This is a genomic window from Aliikangiella aequoris (assembly GCF_053709105.1).
On the sequence record NZ_CM132298.1, the window covers coordinates 2,824,783 to 2,846,876 of the forward strand.

Here is a 22,094-nt window from a genome sequence, read left to right on the forward strand (position 1 = left end):
TTCTAGATATCCCATACCTCATCTAACTCTGCCTTCAAGCGCTTTTGTTCAAAATAGTTCTCTAAGTCTTGGCGAGCTCGATAACTACTTTTATCGCTATGATGAGACTTTTTAGAGTGGTGGACTCCTTCATCGTCCCAGTGTTTACGTTGTACTTTAACACGGCTAACCCGTTCAGAAGATTGCATAATTCACCTCGTAAAAGAAAACACTCTTCAAGCCGAATATAGGGCTAGCGTAACTAATTGACCAACAATTTATTTTGTTGGTCAAGATAAACAATGTTTATCAATGTCGCAGGCAATTTTAATGCCCAACTCGAATAACGTAACAATTAGTCACACTTCAAATAGCCAAAATAGCCGAACAATATTTTAAGGAACTCTGAGACTGTAGTATTCTCAGGTTATATGTCATGGTTTTGTTGCTATTGCAACTAATCAAGCGGCCACAAATAACACTGATTGAAAGCACTTACTTTATTGGGTAACCTTATGAAATTAAAACTAATTTTCTGCCTACTGATATGCTACGGCAGCTCTTTGATAGCCTCTCCAGGCTATTATCGTTTTCCAACTCTGCACCAAGATAATATTATATTTACCGCAGAAGGCGATTTATGGCTAACTCAGCCAAGGCAAGCATTAGCCCAACGCTTAACGACCAATAAAGCGCTAGAATCCCAACCGAGCATCTCTTTCGATGGCAAACAAATTGCGTTTGTTGCTAACTATGACGGTGCTTCTGAAGTTTATGTGATGCCATTGAGTGGAGGTGTCGCTAAGCGAATTACCTATGAGAATAGTCAAGTTAAATTACATGCATGGACTCACTCTGGAGAGATTTTATATAGTAGCAACAACCGCGTAGGCCCAACGGGTAATTGGACTTTACGCCAAGTTAACCCGGCGACTTTAATTACTCGCTCGATTCCTTTAGCTGACGCGGTTGAAGGTCAAATAGACCCTGCTAACCAATCACTTTATTTCGTACAATTTGGGCTGCAAGTATCAACCGATAACGCGATGCAATACCGAGGCGGTGCTATCGGCGAACTGTGGCAATACCAGCTAGGCTCAACTAAGGAAGCAGTCAAGCTCTCTGCTGATCATCAAGGCTCAATCAGCAACCCAATGGTTAGCAAGAATAAAGTTTACTTTATTAGCGACGCTACTGGGTGTCCAAATATATGGCAAATGGATAAAGACGGTAGCAATAAACAAGCTCTAACTCAACATACACAATGGGCAGTAAAAAGCGCTCGGCTAAATAACAATAAAATAATCTATCAGTTAGGCGCAGATTTAATTTTGCTTGATTTAGCGACTCAACAAAGCACACTACTTAATATTCAGCTACGTTCAGATTTTGCTAATCTAAGAACTCATTGGGATAACACGCCATTAAAAAGTTTAACTCACTTAAGTTTGGCGCAAAAACAAAAGAAAGTGGTTATTACTGCCAGAGGAAAGGTGGCAATTGCTAATGTTGACGGCTCTCGACTGATCGAAATTGATACGCCAGCAAATTCAAGAACCCGCAAAGCAATACTTTCGCCAAATGGCCAATGGGTTTATGCATTAAATGACGCCAGTGGCGAAGTTGAAATTTGGCGCTTTGCCGCTGATGGAAGTAAACAACGCAAACAGTTAACCTTTGATGCGAATACGTTTAGGTGGCACATTAATATATCTCCCAACGGTGAATATATTGCGCACGATGACAAAAATGGCAACCTATGGCTGTTGAACTTAAAGACTTTAAAAAACAAGCAAATCATGCGCCACCAAGAATCTTTAACACCCTATACAAATGTTGTTTGGTCTAACAACAGCCAAATGCTTGCCATCGCAACAACTCACAAAGACAAAGATCGCAGCCAGGTTGCCTTATACTCGATTCTCGAAGACAAATATCAACTTCTTACTAGTGAAAAGTATCACTCTTTTTCACCAGCGTTTTCGCAAGACAACCAGTGGCTTTATTTTCTTTCAAATAGGCACTTTAATGCCTTTCCAAGCTCGCCTTGGGGAGATAGAAACATGGGGCCAAGCTTTGACCGGCAAACCCAAATTTTCGCCATCGCGATTAATCAAGAAGCTCAATTTCCATTTCGCGATCCTAATGAATTATTGCAAAAGTCTACCCCAAAAAAGTCGACTAAAAAATCACCCAAGAAATCAGCTAAGGTAGTAAAAATTGATTGGAACGGTCTTTCTAGTCGGCTATGGCAGCTACCATTAGACCCAGGTAATTATCGCGCATTACAGCTCTCATCAAAGTTTCTTTATGTTATCGATCGTATAACTGAGCCAAACAGCAAACCCCAAGTTTTAGTTGCTAAAATAGAACCCAACACTAAGTTTGAAACCTTTTCAAAAGACGTTGCTGAGCTACAAATGGATCCGCAGGGTAAAAACTTGCTTATTAGGAAAAATGGTGGCGACAACCAAAAACTATTTATCGTAGATGTTGGGGCTAAATTTCCCAAAGAGACCAAGGACGCTAAAGTTGCGGTTAGTAGCTGGCAAATCAAGGTAGAGCCACAGCAAGAATGGCAACAAATTTTTCATGACGCGTGGTTAATGCATAGAGACTCACTTTTTGACCCAACTATGCGCGGTGTAAATTGGAAGCAAGTAAAACAAAAGTACGCCCCCTTGTTACAACGATTAACCGATCGTCATGAATTAAATGATCTATTCACTCAAATGATGGGAGAATTAAATACACTTCACTCACAAGTCAGAGGTGGTGATTTTGGTTTAACTATCACCCCGCCTAAAGTCGCCTCATTAGGCGCTATTTATAACCAAACTAAACAAGGCGTGCAAATCGATCATATCTTTGAATATGATCCTGAACTTCCATTAAGTGGCTCACCTTTAAGTTTTCCTGGCGTTAACGCAAAAAACAATGACATCATTGTGTCAGTTAACGGACAGCCTACACCAACTATTGCCAGCCTTAATGAGCAGCTTCTCAACCAAGTTGGCGCTCAAGTCCTGTTACAACTAAAACGTGGCGACAAGCAAATTAAAACGCTCGTAATCCCTGTATCACATCGCGCAGAGTATACATTGCGTTATAACGATTGGGTTACCCGAACCCGCAATACAGTCACCCAAGCTAACCCCAATATTGGCTATTTACACATCCATGCAATGGGTGCGAAAGACATTGCAGAGTTTGCAAGGGAGTTTTATGCAAACTATAACAAACCCGCCTTAATCATCGATGTAAGACGTAACCGTGGCGGCAACATTGACGCTTGGATTATTGAAAAACTACTAAAGAAAGCTTGGATGTTTTGGCAAGCAGGAAATGGCGCGGGATATAGCAATATGCAGCAAACCTTTCGCGGTCATCTAGTGGTGCTCGCAGATCAATTTACCTATTCAGACGGCGAAACTTTTACCGCTGGCATTAAGGCACTTAACTTAGCGCCTATTATTGGAAAGCAAACTGCAGGAGCCGGAGTTTGGTTACGTGGCTTAAATCGCCTAACAGATAAAGGCATTGCGCGCGTCGCAGAATACCCTCAGTTTGCTATGAACGGTGAGTGGGTTGTAGAAGGCTTTGGAGTCACTCCAACCATCGAAGTCGACAATTTACCTTTTGCGACTTTTAACGGAAAAGATGCTCAGCTTGAAACGGCTATAGAGTATTTAGAGCAAAAAATGCTTCACGAGCCACTCCCCAAACTTCAAGGTAAACTACTTTCTCCCGCGAATACGCCAGCCAAAGACATAACGGTTCAGTAACCTACTTAGCTGACCTAGATATTCGCAATGCGCCTTAAACCTAAGGCGCATATTAGATTTTAAGCGCTAGCCCTTCACTAAATTCTACAAAGCGCAAAGACGGTTTAAATTAATTACCCAAATTTCAGTTGTAGTTCAATCAGTTAACCATCCAAAGTAACGCTACGGAAATAAGGGGTAAATAAAAAGCCTTAATGTGATTTGGCCAGCTTTTTAGCCGTTTCTAGTTAAACTCCCCCTTGTCACAAACCTAACTGGTCATTCCTTAAATCCAAATTTCCCCTCTAGCCCTTTATTTTGGTATAATCCGCGCCTGATTTTGGGTTGGTGATTAAACTGAGTTTTATCACCATGATTGAAATCCTTTTTGGGCTTTCTTCCATTTATTTTTCGATTAATAGGTCATTCATGTCTCAAGCAACGCCACAACCTTATCAATCTAAGCACAAAATACGCATTGTCACTGCAGCTTCACTTTTTGACGGCCACGACGCCGCCATTAATATCATGCGCCGTATAATTCAAGCAAGCGGTTGTGAAGTGATACATTTAGGCCATAATCGTAGCGTTCAGGAAGTCGTCGATTGCGCCATTCAAGAAGATGTTCAAGCAATCGCAATGACCTCTTATCAAGGTGGTCACGTTGAATACCTAAAGTATATGGTAGACCTGTTAAATGAAAAAGGCTGTGGGCATATTCGCGTATTCGCAGGTGGTGGTGGCGTTATACTTCCTGACGAGATAGAAGAGCTTCACAACCACGGGGTAGCCAGAGTCTACTCACCCGATGATGGTCGTGATCTTGGATTACAAGGAATGATTAACGACTTAATCGCTAAGTCTGACTTTGCAACGGGTGACAAAGCGCCAAAGTCATTACCTACTCAGTCGCAACCTCGTGAAATTGGTCAAGCAATCTCTGCAGCTGAAAATTTTGCAGAAGATTATAAAGATCTACTTGAACAAGCAAAACAAGCAGCATTAGAGTCAAATACACCGGTTCTTGGAATTACCGGAACCGGCGGCGCAGGAAAATCATCATTGGTTGATGAACTAGTGCGTCGCTTTTTGCTCGACTTTAGCGATAAAACCATCGCTATTATTTCTGTAGATCCATCTAAAAGAAAAACCGGCGGAGCTTTGCTTGGTGACCGAATTCGAATGAACGCGATTAATAATGAGCGAGTTTATATGCGTTCATTAGCAACCCGCCAATCAAATTTAGCACTATCACCGCACGTTCAAGATGCGGTTAACATCGTTAAAGCAGCTGGCTTCGATTTAGTCATATTAGAAACATCAGGCATCGGCCAGTCAGATACAGAAATTGAAGAGCACTCAGATGTATCAATGTACGTAATGACACCTGAATATGGAGCAGCAACTCAACTTGAAAAAATCGATATGCTGGATTTTGCCGATATCATCGCGATAAACAAGTTTGATAAACGCGGCGCGCTAGATGCACTGCGTGATGTTCAAAAACAATTTCAACGTAACCATGTTCGCTTTGACGAGCCAACTGAAAACATGCCTGTTTTTGGAACCATCGCCAGCCAATTTAATGATCCAGGCACCAATGAGTTATATCGCAATTTAATCACCTTAATAGACGCAGCAACAAAAGCAGATTTAAAGACAACTTTTAGCGTAAATAAAGAAATGTCTGAAAAAGTTTTTATCATTCCGCCAAAGCGTACTCGTTACCTTGCTGAAATTGCAGAAAACAACCGTAGCTACGACGAGTGGGTTTTGCAACAATCTGAGGCAGCTCAAAAAGTACAAAGCGTGATGCAGACGATGCAGCTTATTGAAGAAGACGCCAATATCAAAAATAGCCTCAACCAAGTATTAGAACAAACAGAACTCAAACTAGACCGCGAAAACAGTAAACTATTAGAACAATGGGATGAAGAGTGCAAACAATATCAAGATGATGTTTTTGTGTATAAAGTTAGAGACAAAGAAATAAAAGTAGAAACACACTCTAAATCATTGTCTCATCAAATGATCCCAAAAATTTCAGTGCCTAAATATCAAGGCTGGGGCGATCGTTTACAGTGGAAATTGCAAGAAAATTTCCCGGGTCAATTTCCTTATACTGCAGGGGTATTTCCGTTTAAACGCGAAGGCGAAGATCCAACCCGTATGTTTGCTGGTGAAGGCGGCCCAGAAAGAACCAACCGCCGCTTCCACTACGTTTCTAAAGGAATGCCAGCCGCACGTTTATCTACCGCATTTGACTCGGTTACACTATACGGAGATGATCCCGATTACCGCCCAGATATATACGGGAAAATTGGTAACTCAGGGGTATCTATCTGTTGTTTAGATGATGCCAAAAAACTCTATTCTGGTTTTCGTTTAACCAAACCTACGACTTCGGTTTCTATGACGATTAATGGCCCCGCGCCAATTTTAGTTGGCTTTTTTATGAATGCAGCTATCGACCAAGAATGTGAGATCTATATAAAAGAAAACGGCCTAGAAAATCAAGTTAAAGAAAAAATTGCTAAGATCTATGCTGCTAAAGAGCTGCCTGTTCCAACTTATCAGGGAGAAATTCCTGAAGGTAACGATGGCCTAGGTTTAATGCTGTTAGGCGTGTCTGGCGAACAAGTATTACCCCAAGATGTCTATCAACAAATAAAGTTTGATACCATTCAAAAAGTAAGAGGGACGGTTCAAGCGGATATTCTAAAAGAAGACCAAGCCCAAAATACCTGTATTTTTTCAACTGAATTTGCCCTGCGTTTAATGGGTGATGTGCAAGAATACTTTATTGAAAAAAATGTCCGTAATTTTTATTCTGTTTCTATTTCTGGCTATCACATTGCCGAAGCGGGCGCGAATCCAATTTCGCAATTAGCATTTACACTAGCTAACGGCTTTACTTTTGTTGAGTACTACTTAGCAAGAGGCATGGATATTAATAAATTTGCTCCAAACTTTAGTTTCTTTTTCTCTAATGGAGTTGACCCAGAGTATGCAGTTATTGGCCGAGTCGCAAGACGCATTTGGGCTAAAGCAATGAAGCATAAATACAAAGCGAACGCTCGTGCTCAAATGTTAAAATATCATATACAAACTTCTGGCCGCTCGTTACACGCGCAAGAAATTGACTTTAATGATATTCGAACCACCTTGCAGGCACTTTACGCAATCTACGACAACTGTAACTCATTACATACCAATGCGTATGATGAAGCGATTACCACACCAACAGAAGCTTCTGTGCGCAGAGCAATGGCGATTCAATTAATCATTAACCGCGAATTAGGTTTAAACAAAAACCAAAATCCGCTACAGGGCTCGTTTATTATTGAAGAGCTGACCGATCTAGTGGAAGAAGCGGTGCTCTTAGAGTTTGAGCGTATCAGCGAGCGTGGCGGCGTTTTAGGCGCAATGGAAACTATGTATCAGCGTTCTAAAATTCAAGAAGAGTCTATGCACTATGAAATGTTAAAGCACACTGGAGAGTTTCCAATTATTGGCGTAAATACTTTCTTGTCGGCAGAAGGTTCACCCACAGTTATTCCAAGTGAAGTGATTCGCTCAACGAAAGAAGAAAGGGTTTACCAAATTGAAATGCTGCAACGACTACAGCAAGCCTATCGCACGGAAATTGAAGAGCAAACAGCGTCAATCCAAAGAGCTGCTTTGAATAATGAAAACATATTTGAAGTTCTCATGGAGGCAACCAAATATTGCTCTTTAGGACAAATTTCGCAAACACTTTACGAAGTGGGCGGACAGTACAGAAGAAATATGTAAATTCTTCCTGTCGAGCAGATGTAATGCCCTTTAAACACCAAGGGCATTTTATGTTTTACTATAATGTAATCACTATTAAGTGCTCTTTCCGAGCACTTTTTTATACCCTTTTAACCAAACAAATAATCAATAGCTATTTTTAAGTCGCATCTTTTCAGTTTTAAATATTGCTATAGCTAGGCTGCCAGTTTCAATGGGAGCATGAGTTCTCAATTGCTTCTAACGCCAATAGCGATTAAAATAGAGCCTCGATCCCCCCATGACTTTAAACCCTAGTGAAAAAACTTTGTATTGGCATTATTGCAGGCACTAAAACTGATACTCAGTTTGGAATAAAATATGTTCAATCCCAGGGCCTAGACGCTCAAGGCGTTTGGTTATCAGACTCTCCTCAAGCACAAACTAGATTACAAGCTTTAGATGCCGACAAACTTAACCAAATGGTTATTGATAAAGCCAACGAGTTAGTTGAAAAAGGTGCTGACGGCGTGGTGATTTACTGTAACTCGCTCAGTGGCGCTATCAATGAAAATCTGGTTAGGAGTCAGTGCCAAGTACCTATTGTTAACCCTTTAGATGTTTATAGAGAATTAAATACACGCTATCGCAATTACGGACTATTGGCGGCAAACTGTCAAAGCTGCGCCAATATTGAACGCACTATTTTAGCCTTTAATTCTACTGCTAAAGTGATTGGTGTAGGCAACTTGCAAATAGTTGAAGACGTTGAGGCAGGTTTACCTGCCGAGCAGATTATTCAAAGTCATGCCTTAGGCGACTTAATGCAAACGCTTGCCAAAAGTGGCATTCAAATCTTGATTTTAGGCTGTACTCACTTTGACTATTTTTTTGACGAACTTGACGCTTTAGCAAAAGATGTAAAACTATTCTTACCTTCACAAAGAATGCTAGAAATGATTAGACAACAGCTGGCTTAAGCGTATGCTTTAAGCCATGCTTTACCTTGAGCCAATCTAAATAGATACCATAGGGCCTACCTAAAAGCCCTGCAATTAAAGTAATAGTAATTGTAGCGGCTAATATTTCTGACATTTCAGCCCCACCCAAGACTAGATTTCCAACATAAAGTGGCAGTTGAAATGACAGAAAAATTAAAGTATCAACTAGGTATACTTTAATAAAAGAGTCTCTAACGTTTAAGTTTGTTAATCGAACTATAAATGCTCGCCACCACCCAAAAGGCACAGCGACTAACGTATTTAAAATTGCTGCAACTAATCTTACTTGAAGGTGCTCTTGCCAACTCATACCCGCGATAATTAACTCTATTGGCGCTGATACCAAGTATGAAAAGCTATTTAACGCAAAAATGTCTGTCCAAATGGTGAGCCATCGCTGTTTGGTTTGCTGGTTCACGTTTTGTCACTCGATCTATAGAAATGGGGCGCGATTTTACCACTAGAAATGTGAACCTGCAGTATTAAAACAAATTCTAAGACAAAAAAAAGGGGTGACTAACACCCCAGATAAGAAGGAAAATTAAATACTTACTTTACTTTTCGAGAACGGAAGAAACTTAAACAGCGGTCGATAGACTCGTCAGCTTTTTTAGCAGAGGCGGTCATCCAACGCTGGCATTGACGCAACCACTTGCGCGCAAATTGATACTCAAGCGCTAACAAAGCAAGTCCAATAGGAATCAGTAAGAAAGCGGGACCGGGCAATATGATCAGAACAACGCCTAATAAAGTGATTAGTACACCGAAAAAAGTTAGTAGTAGCTTTCTAACTGGCCGCCCTAAAGGCGAATTAAACCAATCGAATAGCATAACTTTCGCATTCTTTAGCCGCCAATTAAAACGAGTATGCATTTTACTCTTCTCCTGAGACATTAGCTGTGTAAGTTCTTGCTAGTTATTCCAAAGCACCCAATTAGTTTAATCTTACAAACTGTTTTTGGGTTTGTGTAAATGTAACAAGACATTTTATGTCAAGACAATTTAGCTGTTCGAATTGCCCTTTCCAATTTTTCTTAGCCCGTCAATCAATACAGTTTTTCATATACCTGTTGACACACAGTACCATTTGCCATACAGTACTGTTTATCGCATAGTACTAGATGACATACAGTATATTTTGACTCACTAGTAACTATCGCAGGGTAATATGTTGCTGCAATACTGGTTTACGTTAGTAACTCAAAAGCAATAAGCAGATGATCAAATTGGCATAACGCCATTTTAGATAGGCTGAAACTGAATTCAAGGATCTATATGAGCGAGAGTGAACATTATCAAAAGTTAAAAAATGAACTTCGTCGAGGCGTATTAATACTTGCGGTATTAGCTGAATTAAGAGATGAGCACTATGCCTATTCATTAAGAAAAAATTTAAGCGCTAAAGGCCTAGAAATTGATGAAGGCACACTTTACCCGCTAGTTAGGCGGTTAGAAAAGCAAAATCTTTTGATTAGCGAGTGGCGTGAAGAAAATAACCGTAACAAACGTTTCTATCGACTTTCTCCAGAAGGAGAGTCGACGCTAAGTGAACTATCAAAAGAGTGGTACCAGGTTGAGTCAACTTTAAGTTCGATTTTAAGTGATTAGCCTAACATTGACAGAATCTATTAATGGAGAATAAGATGAAACAGGTTGAGTCCTATTTAAATTATGTTTCGGCTAATTTAGCCGAAGAACAAAGACAAGAAGTAAGAGACGAATTAGCTTCGCTTATATATGCCCAAATTGAGGAAAAGGAAGAAATACTCGCCCGAACACTCACCCAAGATGAACTCAACGACCTATTAAAAACTTTTGGTCACCCCGTAAAAATAGCTGCAGCTTATTCCCCAAATCAAGCGCTTATCAGTGAACAATATTTCCCAATTTACAAGCAAGCACTTAAGTTTGGACTTTTAGTTTACCTTACCCTTGCTGCATTGATAGCATTACCCGAAGTGGTCATATCTGGCAATATTATTGGTGGACTAATTAGGATTGGCTTTCAACTATTTGAGACTGCTATTTGGGTATTTGTGATAATAACCGGGATTTTCTATTTATTAGAAAGAAATCAAGTCGATATTGAGCCGCTTTACGCTTGGACCCCAAAAGCATTAACCCAGCCTTCTAAAAAGCTTGCCATCAGCCGTATGGAATCTACTTTTGAATTGACGGTTTATTTAATTTTCTTTTCATGGTGGATGGGTTTTATTGACTGGCCGACAAGCTTTCATTCAAACACTTTAGAGTACCGCGTTTATCTTAGCGACGCATGGGGCAGCGTCAGCTGGATGATTCTAAGCCTAATGGCTTTGAACATTGTGCTGTGTATTCACAAAATCATGCTCGCAGGTTGGAGTCACATTACTTTAGTGCTAAACATTTTACTCAATATTGCCGTTCTTGCCGTGATATTTTTAATATCTCAGTTTGATCCCATTATAACAATTGAAGCAACCGACTCGAACTTGATTAAAAACAGCATAAAAGAAAATATAGAATTAAGTTCTTACATTACCTTGGGAGTCATCGGCACTTTTACTATTTGGGATACTTTAGACTCTTTAAAACAATTAAAAGATTAAAGTAAATAAACCCAAAGGCTGCTTTTATTCCCAATAAGTCTAATCCTGTTATATCTGCTTAACAGATGTAAAAGGCTTATTTTAGATTAATTGCAGCCGCCTCTTTAAAAAAGCTCACTTGTTGTAACTAAAAAAGTCAGGGTAAAGCGATTACCGCATTTATCACCGGATCAATTAATTTCAGTAAAAATAAACGCGGCTTATTTTGCGCTCGCCTGCTCTTCCGGCCCAAGCAAAATACCTAGCCAGCGAGTTTTATCGTTAGTATCAAGCACTATTTTTATCGTCATAGTTAAAGGCACAGATAAAAACATTCCTACCGAACCAAAAATATAACCCCAAAATATTAACGATAAAAAAACCACAAATGCAGACAAGCCTAATTTTTTTCCCATCAACTTAGGTTCTAAAAAGTTACCAACTAAATTATTAACCGCAAAAAAACTAAGGCCAGTCCAAAGCATTGCCAAGGGGCCTAATTGAACAAGTGCGAGCAATAGCGCAGGAATCGCCGCGATAATAGAGCCAATATTAGGTATAAAGTTAAGCAAAAATGCGAGCATCCCCCAAAGAAAGGGGTAGTCGACACCAATAAAAAACAAAAGCAAGGATACTAGTGCACCCGTTAACAAGCTGGTTCCAGCTTTAATCGCCAAATAGTGACGAATTTTTTCTAAAATGTCACTCACGTAAACCATGTTGTCTTGGCTGCCTTTAAATGCTTTTTCAAACTTTGCTGGAAAGCTAGTGGTTTCGGCCAAAATAAATATCACGCTTAAGAAAATCACAAAAAAATCGCCAAAAATAACGCCTATCCCCCCTACTAAGCGCGTTAAAAGTGCCATTAAATCTAATTTTTCTAATAATGCAGAAACCTCTAAACCATCGGTTGGAATACCTAACGAAGCTAGCCAAGTGAATAACGCATTCAGCTGTTTATCTAATTTTTCAAGGTATAAAACCTTATTATCACCAAACGATTGAATAGAATCTCCAACCAAGGCAACAACCACGTATACGAAAAGTAAAATCACAAATAAAACCAACATGATCGCAATACTACGAGGTATTTTCCTAGCTTCCATCCAGCGAATTGAGGGCGTACACACAACCGCAATAAACAAAGCCATTAAAAACTGTGCTATCAGTGGCGCTGCAACTTTAAGCCCGGCAACGACAATCACAAATGCCGCTAAAGTAACTAATAATGGAGTCTGATGAGCTAACGAATTGTCTTTCATTGACTATAGCCTTTAAGTTTTTTAATCAACTGCACTATATAGCATATCTTAGTTTTTCATGCGAGGCTTAAAATGGAGTCACCGCTGCCCTGCTTTAGATTCTAAAAACAACCTCCATTTGCTGCAGATCACTTAAGTTTAATACTGACTCAATATTTATAATAAGTAGATGAGTTTACAATACTAGCAAAAAGCCTTTAGTATAGAGTCATTCAAACTTAAACCGAGAACAGCTATGTCACCAATCAACTTACAACTATTCTTTGCGGCCTTTGCGTTAGTTAGCTTAACCTTTGTTATCTTGTTTACAATGGGCTTTAAACGCTTTAAGGCAGCCAAAAACAAAGAGGTTGATGTTAATTACTATAAGCTATACCAAGAAGCTAATGAGCCAGAAAACATCAGAAAATTTGCCCGTAATTTTTCTAATTTATTCGAAGTACCGGTCATGTTTTACGCTGCAATAGCGATAACTTTAGCGTTAAATGTCGCTTCTAATCTATTAGTGTATTTAGCATGGGGATATGTTGCACTGCGTTATTTACATAGCTATGTTCATTGCACAAGCAATAAGGTAATTAATCGTTTTAGAATTTATGTCATAAGCTGTTTGGTACTGATTGCCTATTGGGTAATTTTAGCGCTTAAGGTGGCTGGCGCTTAGGCCGTATACTTTGTAGCTAACAGTGAAAGCTTGCGGTTTTCTATCAAGGCCCTTATTGAGTAAGGGCCTCTACTACTAAATCATTCTATTTACTATAACAATCTATTCAGAATACTATCTAACTTTGCTCGCTTTACCGAGCGCATTAACTTTGAGGCTGCAGCAGGGTAATCTTTAATCGTTTCTACTTGATTAAAATGCTCCAAGCGAGTGGTATGAGTTAAAATTGTTGCCAACTCATGCGCAAATTTTTGCGCTAATAACTTGTTAGAGTCTTCAATTAAAATACCATTTTCTAAATCAAGACGACACGCGCGAGGGTTTAAATTGTGCCCAGTAATTAGATGATTTTTTTCGTCACAACTAATTCCTTTTAAGTGAAAACTGTTTTCGCCGTCTTTCCAAAGGCGTACATTTAATAGCCCTGAATCAATAAATTTTTGGTTACGCTTTACAAACTTTCTTAAATTAGTTTCGTAAACATAAGGCACAATACCTATGCGATTAAATTCCTGTTCAACAGGAATAAAAAAGTCATTGGCGGTTTTGTCACCGACTACAATTTCAACCTCTTTTCCCTGTTTTAAACTGCGTCTAACAGCTTTATTTATTTTATTCGGCAAATTAAAGTAGGGTGTGAAAATTGTTAATTTTTTCTCTGTTTGTTTCACTAGCTCATAAATAGAGTTATTAAGCATATTCTTACGCCCCCCAAAACCAAGCAAAGGCGTCACTAAGACTTCTCCGTCATTTTGCTTAGCTTTGGCTGTAGGCACGGTATAATTTACTTGGCGTAAACTGTTTTTTAATTGCTTTATCACTTGTTTTAACTGAGTTTTATCAGGTAAGCTTTTTGCGGTTAATGATTTCACCGCTTTAGCATTCGCTAAATAACTATTAAGGTAATTCACCATACTGTTGGTTAGCGTTTTATCATGAATCAGGTGGTAACGGTCGTAACGATACCGTTGCTCTTGCTGTAAATAGACATTATTGATACTTGCTCCGCTATAAAGCAGTGTATCGTCAAAAATAAACCCTTTAAGATGTAAAACGCCTAATACTTCTTTGGTTTTTACTGGCACGCCCAGAATGTCAATTTGGTGTTCATATTTATTGGCCAGTTCACGATATAGCCTAACATTACCAATGCTTTTAGCCTGCCCCATTAGCCCTCTTTGGGCGCGTAAATAGTCAACAAATATTTTAACATCTAAATTAGGCTTGGCTTGCTTTGCCTGATAGATAGCTTCTAGAATTTCTTTGCCTGCAGTATCATCTTGTAGATAAAGCGCAGTGATATAAATTCGCTCTTTTGCATTCGCAATTAGCGCCATCAATTTATCAGCGAACTCTTTTGGCGTTTCGATTATTTCGATTTTCTCTGCTGCAATGGGTATCGAGTTGAGTCCACAATTGAGCGGCTTATTTTTATTAGTTAACTTCATTAGTCTAGTCTGCGCGCCCCATAAACTTTCTGTCTGCAGTATTAACTTTGACTTTTTCACCATTCGCAATGTATTCAGGTACTTGAATTGTTAAACCGGTATCAAAACGTGCTGGCTTAGTTCGCGCAGAAGCTGATGCACCTTTAATGGAAGGGTCGGTTTCACTAATAACCAGTTCCACCGATTGCGGTAACTCTAGCCCCACATGCTTGCCGTCTACAGTCAAGACCACTAGACCTTGAGTTGCTTCGGTGATAAATAACAGCTCTTCACTAATGCTTTCTTTATTAAATGGATACTGAGTATAGTCTTCATTATCCATAAATATATAATCGTCACCATCAATATACGAAAAACTGACTGCATGCCGCCCTAGTTCAACCTGGGTTAACATGTCGTCGCCTTTAAACGTATGCTCTACTTTCGCACCAGTCGTAATGTCGGCAAACCGAGTTTTATATAAAGTTGCAGCGCCTCTTGCACTAGGGCTATGCACGTCAATTTGCTTTACTAAAAGCATCTTTCCGTTAAATTCAACCGCGATTCCTCGCTTTAAGTCACTTGCTTTAGGCATTTTTATCTCATTGTTTAAATGACGAGTAATTCCAGCGTATCATAGCTTATTCTCGATTAACTTGAAAAGTGAAAAGCTGAATAAAAGCCCATACTTAGTTGAGAATAGCGCTTCCCCCTTAAACTTTGAATGATTTAATCAGCTTTATTGATTGCCCATAATGAAAACTAAGCTGCTGACTAGAGTAGCGGTAAGCTGAAGCTATGGGGCAAGCCAAGCGAGCTTCGCATGTTTGCTCACAACGTGAAGCCGTTTGAGAGCGATAATCAATACATTGATTTAAGTTTAATGCTCCACTTTCTAGCGCGTTTCCCGCACAGGCGCTTATGCATGGCTTTGTCTTGCAAGTTTCACAGGGGCTTGTTGCTTGTAGCGGCTTGGTTACGCAAAACCCACCTTCAATCAAGTAGAGCCCCCGATAGGCAAACCAAGTGCCGTAAAGCGAGTTAATACCAACTTTAAGTGGTGAGTCATAGTGCCAACCTGCTAGCTTTCCTAATTGTTGTAAACCCACAGAAACTTGAGATTCTTGGTTAAATCCGGGGTATAGGCGAAAAAACTTTAGTTTTGGGTAGTAGTGTTTGAGGTGACTTTCAATAAGGTTAGCTGAAAAGCGATCAAAAGGATCATCGCTATATATCAGCTGTTGCTCACTCCCTTGCGGACTAGAAATAGCCTGATTAAAGAGCTCCCAAAGGCGGCCGCCTACGTTACCTAACAGCAGCGCCTGTTGATAATGTGAGTAGGTTTTATTTTCTCTCAGCTCCTTCACCATAGGCGGGGGTAATTGATCTAAATTAAAGACCGCCTGAAGCAACAGCCCTTTATCGGCTAAGGCCAAACCGTTAAAATCATGTTGATTCATCATAAACTTTTCAATACATTAGCTAAGCTGTTTTCAAGGCGAGCGAAATCGCCCAACCGTGGAATGCCAAAACGCAATCCCGACTTATCATCCCACAGTCTTACATAAATTTTTTGTTTCGCTAAACAATTAAACCAACGTTCAGCGTCGGCGAGTCGAACACTCACAAATAAGGCGGTCATAGTAACGGAATTAACAGCGACGTCTTCTTTAACAAAGTATCGAGTTAACAGTGCATTTAATCGATTACTTTGACTGAGGAGGCGTTGCTGTTGCATTGAGTGCCAGGCGCGGTCTTCTAGTGCCTGCTGCGCAATTTTTTGAGTAAAATCGGTTACCTGCCAAGGCCCTAATAAATCATCCAAGCGCGCTAAAATTTGCTTTGAACTATTGACAAAGCCTAACCTTAAACCTGCTAACCCAAAAAACTTTCCAAACGATCTCAAGACTATACAGTGAGAAAAACCATCCCTGCTTAAAAGCGAATGCTGCACAGGCATAACGTCCATAAAAGCCTCATCAACAACGAGTAAGCAATTTTTTCGCTCAGCCCTAATTCTCAATTTGTGCAAACATTGTTTGTCTAAATATTCACCCGTAGGATTGTTGGGATTAATTACAACAATCGCATCGCCGACTTTTAGGTCAGTGATCTCATTAATATGCTCATAATAAATTGCTGAATAATGAAAGGTGCGCCAAGCTTTTTCATGCTCTTTATAGCCATATTTAGGTAAAAAAACCTGCATATTATGATCTTTATTGGCTAGTTTTTTACTCAAGTCTGCTTTATTCATCATCAGCCAAAGTAAAGGCAGCGCTTTTATTGCTGCTTGAGAACCATGCGTGGCTAACAAGTTATTAACTTGATAATAAGCTCTAGCGCACTCCATAAAGCGCTCGTCAATTTCCGGTAAGCGATTCAGCAAAGGGAATGATTGATCCTTTATTGGGTAACTATAAGGACTAATTCCAGTTGAAAGATCGAGCCACCCTGAGGGCTCAAGAGCGAACTGTTTTGCGATAGCAATAAGCTGACCGCCGTGTATTAGTTTGGTCATTTTGAGTAAACCATAATGCAAAGTTCAATCAAAAAAACAAATCCTAAACAAAGCAAAACAGCGAAATTCAATAGCTTTATCGCACTAAGTATTTGAGGCGTTCTTAAATCTTTACCGCGGCCTAAAATAGGCCCTAAAAATACTTGATCATGATATACCGCTTTTCCGCCAAGCCTAACCCCCAATGCAGTGGCTCCGGCAGAAATTGCCCAGCCACCATTGATACTCTTGTATCTTTTAGCCTGACGTTTTGCGAGTAACAATCCTATATAAACTGATTGAAGACTTTTAAATGAAGCGAATAGATAGATAATGCTGGTGAGCTTTGCCGATGGCCAACCTAAAAAATCATCGATTTTTGCTGAGCAACGACCAAAATAATTAAATCGACAAGTACGGTAACCCCACATTGCATCTAAAGTATTACTGAGTCGATGAATAATGACAAGCGGTGCGCCGCCAACTAAATACCAAAATATACTCGCGACTACCGCGTCGTGTCCGTTCTCAAACAGACTTTCAGTGGCAGCTCTAGCAATATCCTTGGGCGCAAGCTGTCGCGTTTCTCGACTCACTAAATAGCTTAACCTGAAGCGCGCTGACTCAATTTCGCCTTGATTTATTGGTTGATATATATTTAGCGTGTGCTCTTTTAAACTGCGTAATCCGATAGCCCAATAAACAACATAAACATCGATAATAAACTTTGCTATTAAAGCCGTGTCCAACGACGCGAACAAAGTCAGTATTGCTAGTGCCAAGATGTTATAAACTATCCAATAAAAGGCTAGCCCAGTAATTATTAGTAGCGCCCATGCGAAACAGCCACTAAGCAACAGGTTAAACGCAGTATTTTTTTTAGCATATCCGTTTAAAATTTTCTCTAATGCCGTTGCAACAACGCCAAACCCAACTAAGCAGTGAAAACGCTTTGCTTCTCCAATCAGGTAGTCCAGCAATAGTGCGCAAGTTAATACTGCGCTAATAAAAAACGCGAAGTCTAATTCCATTATATTTTGTCGGCCGCATAAACAAACTGCTTATTTATATGACAGTATTCAACTTTAAAAAATTGACCATTTCCATATTTACTGTAAGCATCACAAAAACCTTTTTCTTTAAAAGAGTTTAAAAAGCAACGAATGGCGTCTCCATGAGTAATGACTAAGACCTGTTGTTCACGATTACTTTCGGCTGCTGTTTGTAATGCAAGCTGTATACGCTTAGCGCAATCTATTCCACTTTCGCCCCCTGGAGGAGCCGCACTGGTCACTTGAAAAAATATCGATTCAAACTCACGACAGTCTCTTAACTCGTCAAAATACCGAGTTTGCCAATGACCAAAATCTCTTTCTTGCAAATTGTCTATTGTTAATAGGGGTGAGTGTAAGCTTTGCTGGCAATACTTTGCAGTTTCAATAGCTCGGCCCAGCGGAGAAGTTAATATTAACTGAATTGCTTTTTCTGCAAAAAGCTTTGCGATTTTCTTCGCCTGAAGTTGTCCTGCAGAGGTCAACGGACTGTCAAGTCGCCCTTGAAGTTTACGAACAACATTCCATTCGGTTTCTCCATGACGGGCAATATAAAAAGTTGTCGTAGTTTTTTCCAAAATATAAAGTCTGCTTTATTAAATTAGCGCTCGCAATAAAGTCTTTGGCTTTACTGCGAGCAACACTAATTAAAAGTTTTGATAACTAATACTCAAGTAGTATTCTCTTTCGATAGGAAAATATCCCGAAACAGTCACCGGGGCTTCATTAAATGCATCGTTAATTTTTAACTGAGCTTTCCAATGCTGGTTAATCAGATAACTTGCGCCTAAATTAACTCGAGTATAAGCTGCCAAAGTTTCTAATACATCTTGGCGCTTGCCTGCATATTCTGCTTGAGCAAACCAATCAAAGTCAGCGCTACTAAAAGATAGCTGATAGCCGAAGCTGGTTTTCGCTCTGCGCAGCAGCTGCTCGCCCGTTTGCTTATTCTCAGGCTGAAGATAACTTGCAGTAAATTCATGTTTAATACTATGAGTGTTTATACTATAGTTAAAATCAACACCTTGAATCTTTGCTTCACCAACATTTTGAGGTTGCCAGTTACCATCTTGATTCGGCGCCCATTGAATTAGATTTTCAATTTCAGATGTATATAAACTTGCACTCAACCGACCTAACGGCATGATTAATTTGTAAACCAGCTCTAAATTATCCGACTCTTCAAATTCTAAACCTGGGTTTCCACCGAATGGGTAGTATAAATCGTTAAACGTTGGCGCTTTAAACCCTTGCCCAAAGTTTAGGCTTAACAACTGGTTCTTGTTTAACTTTACACCGGCAGCTAGATTAAGCGTTGTTTTAGTAGCCACATCTTCAACATCGTCGTTTCTTACCGCTAAATCAAAAATCCATTGGTCGCCAATATAATTTATGCTTACATGAGGGCTAAAAGTATCTCGCTTTTGTTGTGCATAAGTCGTTGTAGTTTCGCCTATGTCATCTTGAAACCAATCAATACCCGCAACGACAGAGGTACGTTTTGTCAGTGTACCTCGGGTAATAAGAGCAACTTGATCACGCTGAGTTTCAAACTGACTCTTTCCGAATGTTGGATCAACAGTGTAACTTTTGTCGGTACTTGAGCCGACAGACAGTTGCGTGCTCCAATCGTTCATTTGTGCCGAATAACGAAGATTCCATAATCGATTTCTAAAAAAGCTTACATCACCGCCAAAGCTAGTATCAAATTCATTTTCACCACGATCAGACTGAATTGTCCAATCGATTAAATGGTTACTTGCTAGTTGATAATTTCCCCGCAACGAAGCTGACAGATTTTCATATCCATCTTTATCAAAAGATGCATCGTCTCTAACATCAAATCCTTGAGACTGCTTTTTCACCAGCGAAATAGTGTTGCTAACAGAATCATTGCCAAAGCCTACTGAAGCTTCACCTTCATAAGTACTATTAGATCCTACAGACAGCCCAATACGATGCTCTCCATTGTCGTAGGCTCGAGTAAAAATCTGAATAACACCTCCAATCGCGTCACTGCCCCAAATTGCCGCACGAGCTCCTTTTACAATTTCAATTTTTTCAACTTGCGCCATAGAAATTGATGCAATTGATTTACTTCCTAGGGTGGCTGAACCCACCCGAACACCATCAACTAAAATCAATAATTGATTCGAGTTCGCGCCACGAACAAATAACGAACTATCTTGACCATGTCCACCTTTTTGTACAAAGTCTATTCCTGCGACATTAACCAAAAGATCAATAAGTGACTGTGGTTGCACTTTTTCTATTTCTGCTCGATCAATAATAACCACATCACTTAATACATCATTAACATTTTGTTGTATCCGATTCGCAGTAACCAAAATTTTAGCGTCTTCGGCTTTGATCTGCGGCATAAAGGCTGCCGCTAAAACGAATGCAGTTGATGTTGTAACTAAACACTTTTTCATTATCTATAATACCTTCTTAAAACTAACGCCCGCCGCGTTAGGGTCTGTGAGAAATTTCTCATAAAAATAAAAGTTTAGCCGGTTTCCGGACTTCACCTTTTTGCAATCAAGGCTTACCGTTGCGGGGGCAGTTCTAGAGTTTCACTAGATTCCCGATTCATGTTTGATTCTCACTCAAACCACTAAACTTACCAATCTCATCCTTGAGTAACAGGCTTAATAACCCCGTCTATTCCAATTCTTTAGCGACGAGCACTATCTATTGTCTCGCAAAGCTCGACTAGGCCATCAATCGCTCGAGGCCCAGCGCGTAATATTTTTGCACCATCTAATTCAAAAATGCGTGATTCCTTAACCGCTTCAATTGCTTTCCATTGATTCCATATAGCTAAGTTACTTTGATCACTCCCAGAGTGATTAGGAATAATAACCACTTGTGGATTTTTATGTAGCACACTTTCCATAGAAACTAAGGGATAAGAAACTTCACTATCACTAAAAACATTCTCTCCATTACAATCTTTTATTAATGATTCTACCCAACTATCAGCGCCGACAGTTCGCAATGGTTCATGCCATAGTTGGTAAAATGTTCTAACCGTCTTTTTTGTTGCATATTGTTTAACTACTGTTTGGTATTTTTTCGAAAAAGTTTCAATCATCTTACTGCTGTAGGTTGCTGTGCCAAGCGTTTTTGCTAACCGCTGCATTTCAACGACAACTTGGTTTATACTGGTAGGGTTGGTATAAAACATTTTAAAGCCAAGCGATTCAAGCTTTTTAAGATCCGATGCCTTATTGCCGCCTTTCCAGGCAATAATGAGATCAGGTTGTAGCGCCACGACTCTCTCTATTTGAATACCTGTGTAGTTACCTATACGAGGAATTTTTTTTGCTGCTGCGGGAAAATCCGCATGTTCTACCGTGGCAACAATTGAATCACCTAAACCTATATAAAAAAGCATTTCTACTGAAGACGGTGATAGCGCAACAATTTTCTTTACTGCAGTTTGTGCCGGGCTTTCTTGTGCACTAACAACGCTGCTAAAAATGCAGCTTAGCACTATCAACCAGCTTTTATTCTGAAATAAGCGCATCACCAATCAACTCCTTTGCGCGCTTTAATTCCAGCTTTAAAAGCGTGTTTTTCTTCCTTCACTTCGCTCACCGTGTCTGCCATTTCACGTAGTGCTTTTATCGCACCACGGCCAGTAACAACAACCGACTGTTCTGGTGGCCGGTTAGCAATAGCGCTAAGCACTTCTTCTTTGTCTAAATAATCATATCCCAACATGTAGGTTAGTTCATCTAATAAAACTAAGTGGTACTGAGGATCAGCAAGAAACTGCTTGGCTTGTTGCCATACTTTTTCAGCTGCAGCAATATCACCTTTTCTATCTTGTGTATTCCAAGTGAAACCAGTTCCCATTACGGCAAAAGGCACACCATGCTGTTCAAGTAAGTTTCTCTCTCCACAGTCCCATTGGCCTTTAATAAATTGCACAACAGCTGCTTTATAACCATGTCCAACACAACGAGCAACCGTACCAAAACCCGATGTAGACTTACCTTTTCCATTACCAGTAATAACTATCATTACACCTTTTTCAATTTGTGCTTTAGCTACACTTGCATCGACTTTTTCTTTCTGCTTTTGCGACTTTATTTTATGCTTTTCTTGTTTGTCCAT

Annotated in this window: 19 protein-coding genes and 1 riboswitch; of the genes, 6 read left to right on the forward strand and 13 right to left on the reverse strand. The window is 39.8% G+C overall.

Annotated elements, in window-relative coordinates:
* Positions 1 to 2: 2 nt before the first annotated feature.
* Entirely contained in the window at positions 3 to 188 is a 186-nt protein-coding gene (locus ACUR5C_RS12220) for a PA3496 family putative envelope integrity protein (protein ID WP_454465416.1), read from the reverse strand.
* A gap of 306 nt (positions 189 to 494) precedes the next feature.
* On the opposite strand from ACUR5C_RS12220, the gene ACUR5C_RS12225 reads away from it, so the two are divergent.
* The 3 genes from ACUR5C_RS12225 to ACUR5C_RS12235 all read left to right on the forward strand — a co-directional run bounded on the left by ACUR5C_RS12225 (position 495) and on the right by ACUR5C_RS12235 (position 8,476).
* Positions 495 to 3,764: a S41 family peptidase gene (locus tag ACUR5C_RS12225; RefSeq protein ID WP_454465417.1), complete on the forward strand. Its 3,270-nt coding sequence runs from the start codon at positions 495 to 497 to the stop codon at positions 3,762 to 3,764.
* Between the two features lie 408 nt (positions 3,765 to 4,172).
* Positions 4,173 to 7,538, forward strand: a complete 3,366-nt coding sequence (locus tag ACUR5C_RS12230; RefSeq protein ID WP_454465418.1) for a methylmalonyl-CoA mutase family protein — start codon at positions 4,173 to 4,175, stop codon at positions 7,536 to 7,538.
* 275 nt (positions 7,539 to 7,813) lie between these two features.
* On the forward strand, positions 7,814 to 8,476 hold the full coding sequence (locus tag ACUR5C_RS12235; RefSeq protein WP_454465419.1) for an aspartate/glutamate racemase family protein: 663 nt from the start codon (positions 7,814 to 7,816) through the stop codon (positions 8,474 to 8,476).
* Here the strand turns inward: ACUR5C_RS12235 and alaE are convergent.
* Both alaE and ACUR5C_RS12245 read right to left on the reverse strand, forming a co-directional pair.
* Complete coding sequence (gene alaE / locus ACUR5C_RS12240) at positions 8,457 to 8,915, reverse strand: L-alanine exporter AlaE (RefSeq protein WP_454465420.1); 459 nt, start codon at positions 8,913 to 8,915, stop codon at positions 8,457 to 8,459. The two genes, ACUR5C_RS12235 and alaE, sit on opposite strands and share 20 nt — an antisense overlap.
* Before the next feature lie 131 nt (positions 8,916 to 9,046).
* Positions 9,047 to 9,370: a PGPGW domain-containing protein gene (locus ACUR5C_RS12245; RefSeq protein ID WP_454465421.1), complete on the reverse strand. Its 324-nt coding sequence runs from the start codon at positions 9,368 to 9,370 to the stop codon at positions 9,047 to 9,049.
* 402 nt (positions 9,371 to 9,772) lie between these two features.
* On the opposite strand from ACUR5C_RS12245, the gene ACUR5C_RS12250 reads away from it, so the two are divergent.
* Positions 9,773 to 10,105, forward strand: a complete 333-nt coding sequence (locus ACUR5C_RS12250) for a PadR family transcriptional regulator (protein ID WP_454465422.1) — start codon at positions 9,773 to 9,775, stop codon at positions 10,103 to 10,105.
* Between the two features lie 35 nt (positions 10,106 to 10,140).
* Positions 10,141 to 11,085 carry a hypothetical protein gene (locus ACUR5C_RS12255; protein ID WP_454465423.1) on the forward strand — a complete coding sequence of 315 codons (945 nt, stop codon included), beginning with the start codon at positions 10,141 to 10,143 and terminating at the stop codon, positions 11,083 to 11,085.
* 200 nt (positions 11,086 to 11,285) lie between these two features.
* Here the strand turns inward: ACUR5C_RS12255 and ACUR5C_RS12260 are convergent, their stop codons facing one another.
* On the reverse strand, positions 11,286 to 12,326 hold the full coding sequence (locus tag ACUR5C_RS12260) for an AI-2E family transporter (protein WP_454465424.1): 1,041 nt from the start codon (positions 12,324 to 12,326) through the stop codon (positions 11,286 to 11,288).
* Between the two features lie 235 nt (positions 12,327 to 12,561).
* On the opposite strand from ACUR5C_RS12260, the gene ACUR5C_RS12265 reads away from it, so the two are divergent.
* Entirely contained in the window at positions 12,562 to 12,990 is a 429-nt protein-coding gene (locus ACUR5C_RS12265; RefSeq protein ID WP_454465425.1) for an MAPEG family protein, read from the forward strand.
* Between the two features lie 92 nt (positions 12,991 to 13,082).
* On the opposite strand, the gene pssA is transcribed toward ACUR5C_RS12265, so the two are convergent.
* From pssA to cobO, 9 genes are all read right to left on the reverse strand, one after another.
* A complete protein-coding gene (gene pssA, locus ACUR5C_RS12270; RefSeq protein ID WP_454465426.1) occupies positions 13,083 to 14,438 on the reverse strand; it encodes a CDP-diacylglycerol--serine O-phosphatidyltransferase in 1,356 nt (451 codons plus the stop codon).
* A gap of 4 nt (positions 14,439 to 14,442) precedes the next feature.
* On the reverse strand, positions 14,443 to 15,012 hold the full coding sequence (gene efpL, locus ACUR5C_RS12275; RefSeq protein WP_454465427.1) for an elongation factor P-like protein EfpL: 570 nt from the start codon (positions 15,010 to 15,012) through the stop codon (positions 14,443 to 14,445).
* Positions 15,013 to 15,130: 118 nt separating this feature from the next.
* A complete protein-coding gene (locus tag ACUR5C_RS12280) occupies positions 15,131 to 15,880 on the reverse strand; it encodes a hypothetical protein (RefSeq protein ID WP_454465428.1) in 750 nt (249 codons plus the stop codon).
* On the reverse strand, positions 15,877 to 16,938 hold the full coding sequence (locus ACUR5C_RS12285) for an aminotransferase class I/II-fold pyridoxal phosphate-dependent enzyme (RefSeq protein WP_454465429.1): 1,062 nt from the start codon (positions 16,936 to 16,938) through the stop codon (positions 15,877 to 15,879). The genes ACUR5C_RS12280 and ACUR5C_RS12285 overlap by 4 nt, the downstream gene beginning before the upstream one ends.
* Complete coding sequence (locus ACUR5C_RS12290) at positions 16,935 to 17,948, reverse strand: cobalamin biosynthesis protein CobD/CbiB (RefSeq protein ID WP_454465430.1); 1,014 nt, start codon at positions 17,946 to 17,948, stop codon at positions 16,935 to 16,937. Before ACUR5C_RS12290 ends, ACUR5C_RS12285 begins: the two co-directional genes overlap by 4 nt.
* Positions 17,948 to 18,547, reverse strand: coding sequence for a histidine phosphatase family protein (locus ACUR5C_RS12295; RefSeq protein ID WP_454465431.1), 600 nt, complete (start codon positions 18,545 to 18,547; stop codon positions 17,948 to 17,950). Before ACUR5C_RS12295 ends, ACUR5C_RS12290 begins: the two co-directional genes overlap by 1 nt.
* A 69-nt stretch (positions 18,548 to 18,616) precedes the next feature.
* Positions 18,617 to 20,404: a TonB-dependent receptor domain-containing protein gene (locus tag ACUR5C_RS12300; RefSeq protein WP_454465432.1), complete on the reverse strand. Its 1,788-nt coding sequence runs from the start codon at positions 20,402 to 20,404 to the stop codon at positions 18,617 to 18,619.
* A gap of 59 nt (positions 20,405 to 20,463) precedes the next feature.
* Positions 20,464 to 20,606: riboswitch (cobalamin riboswitch) on the reverse strand.
* Positions 20,607 to 20,646: 40 nt separating this feature from the next.
* On the reverse strand, positions 20,647 to 21,501 hold the full coding sequence (locus tag ACUR5C_RS12305) for a cobalamin-binding protein (RefSeq protein ID WP_454465433.1): 855 nt from the start codon (positions 21,499 to 21,501) through the stop codon (positions 20,647 to 20,649).
* Positions 21,501 to 22,094, reverse strand: a complete 594-nt coding sequence (gene cobO / locus ACUR5C_RS12310; RefSeq protein ID WP_454465434.1) for a cob(I)yrinic acid a,c-diamide adenosyltransferase — start codon at positions 22,092 to 22,094, stop codon at positions 21,501 to 21,503. Before cobO ends, ACUR5C_RS12305 begins: the two co-directional genes overlap by 1 nt.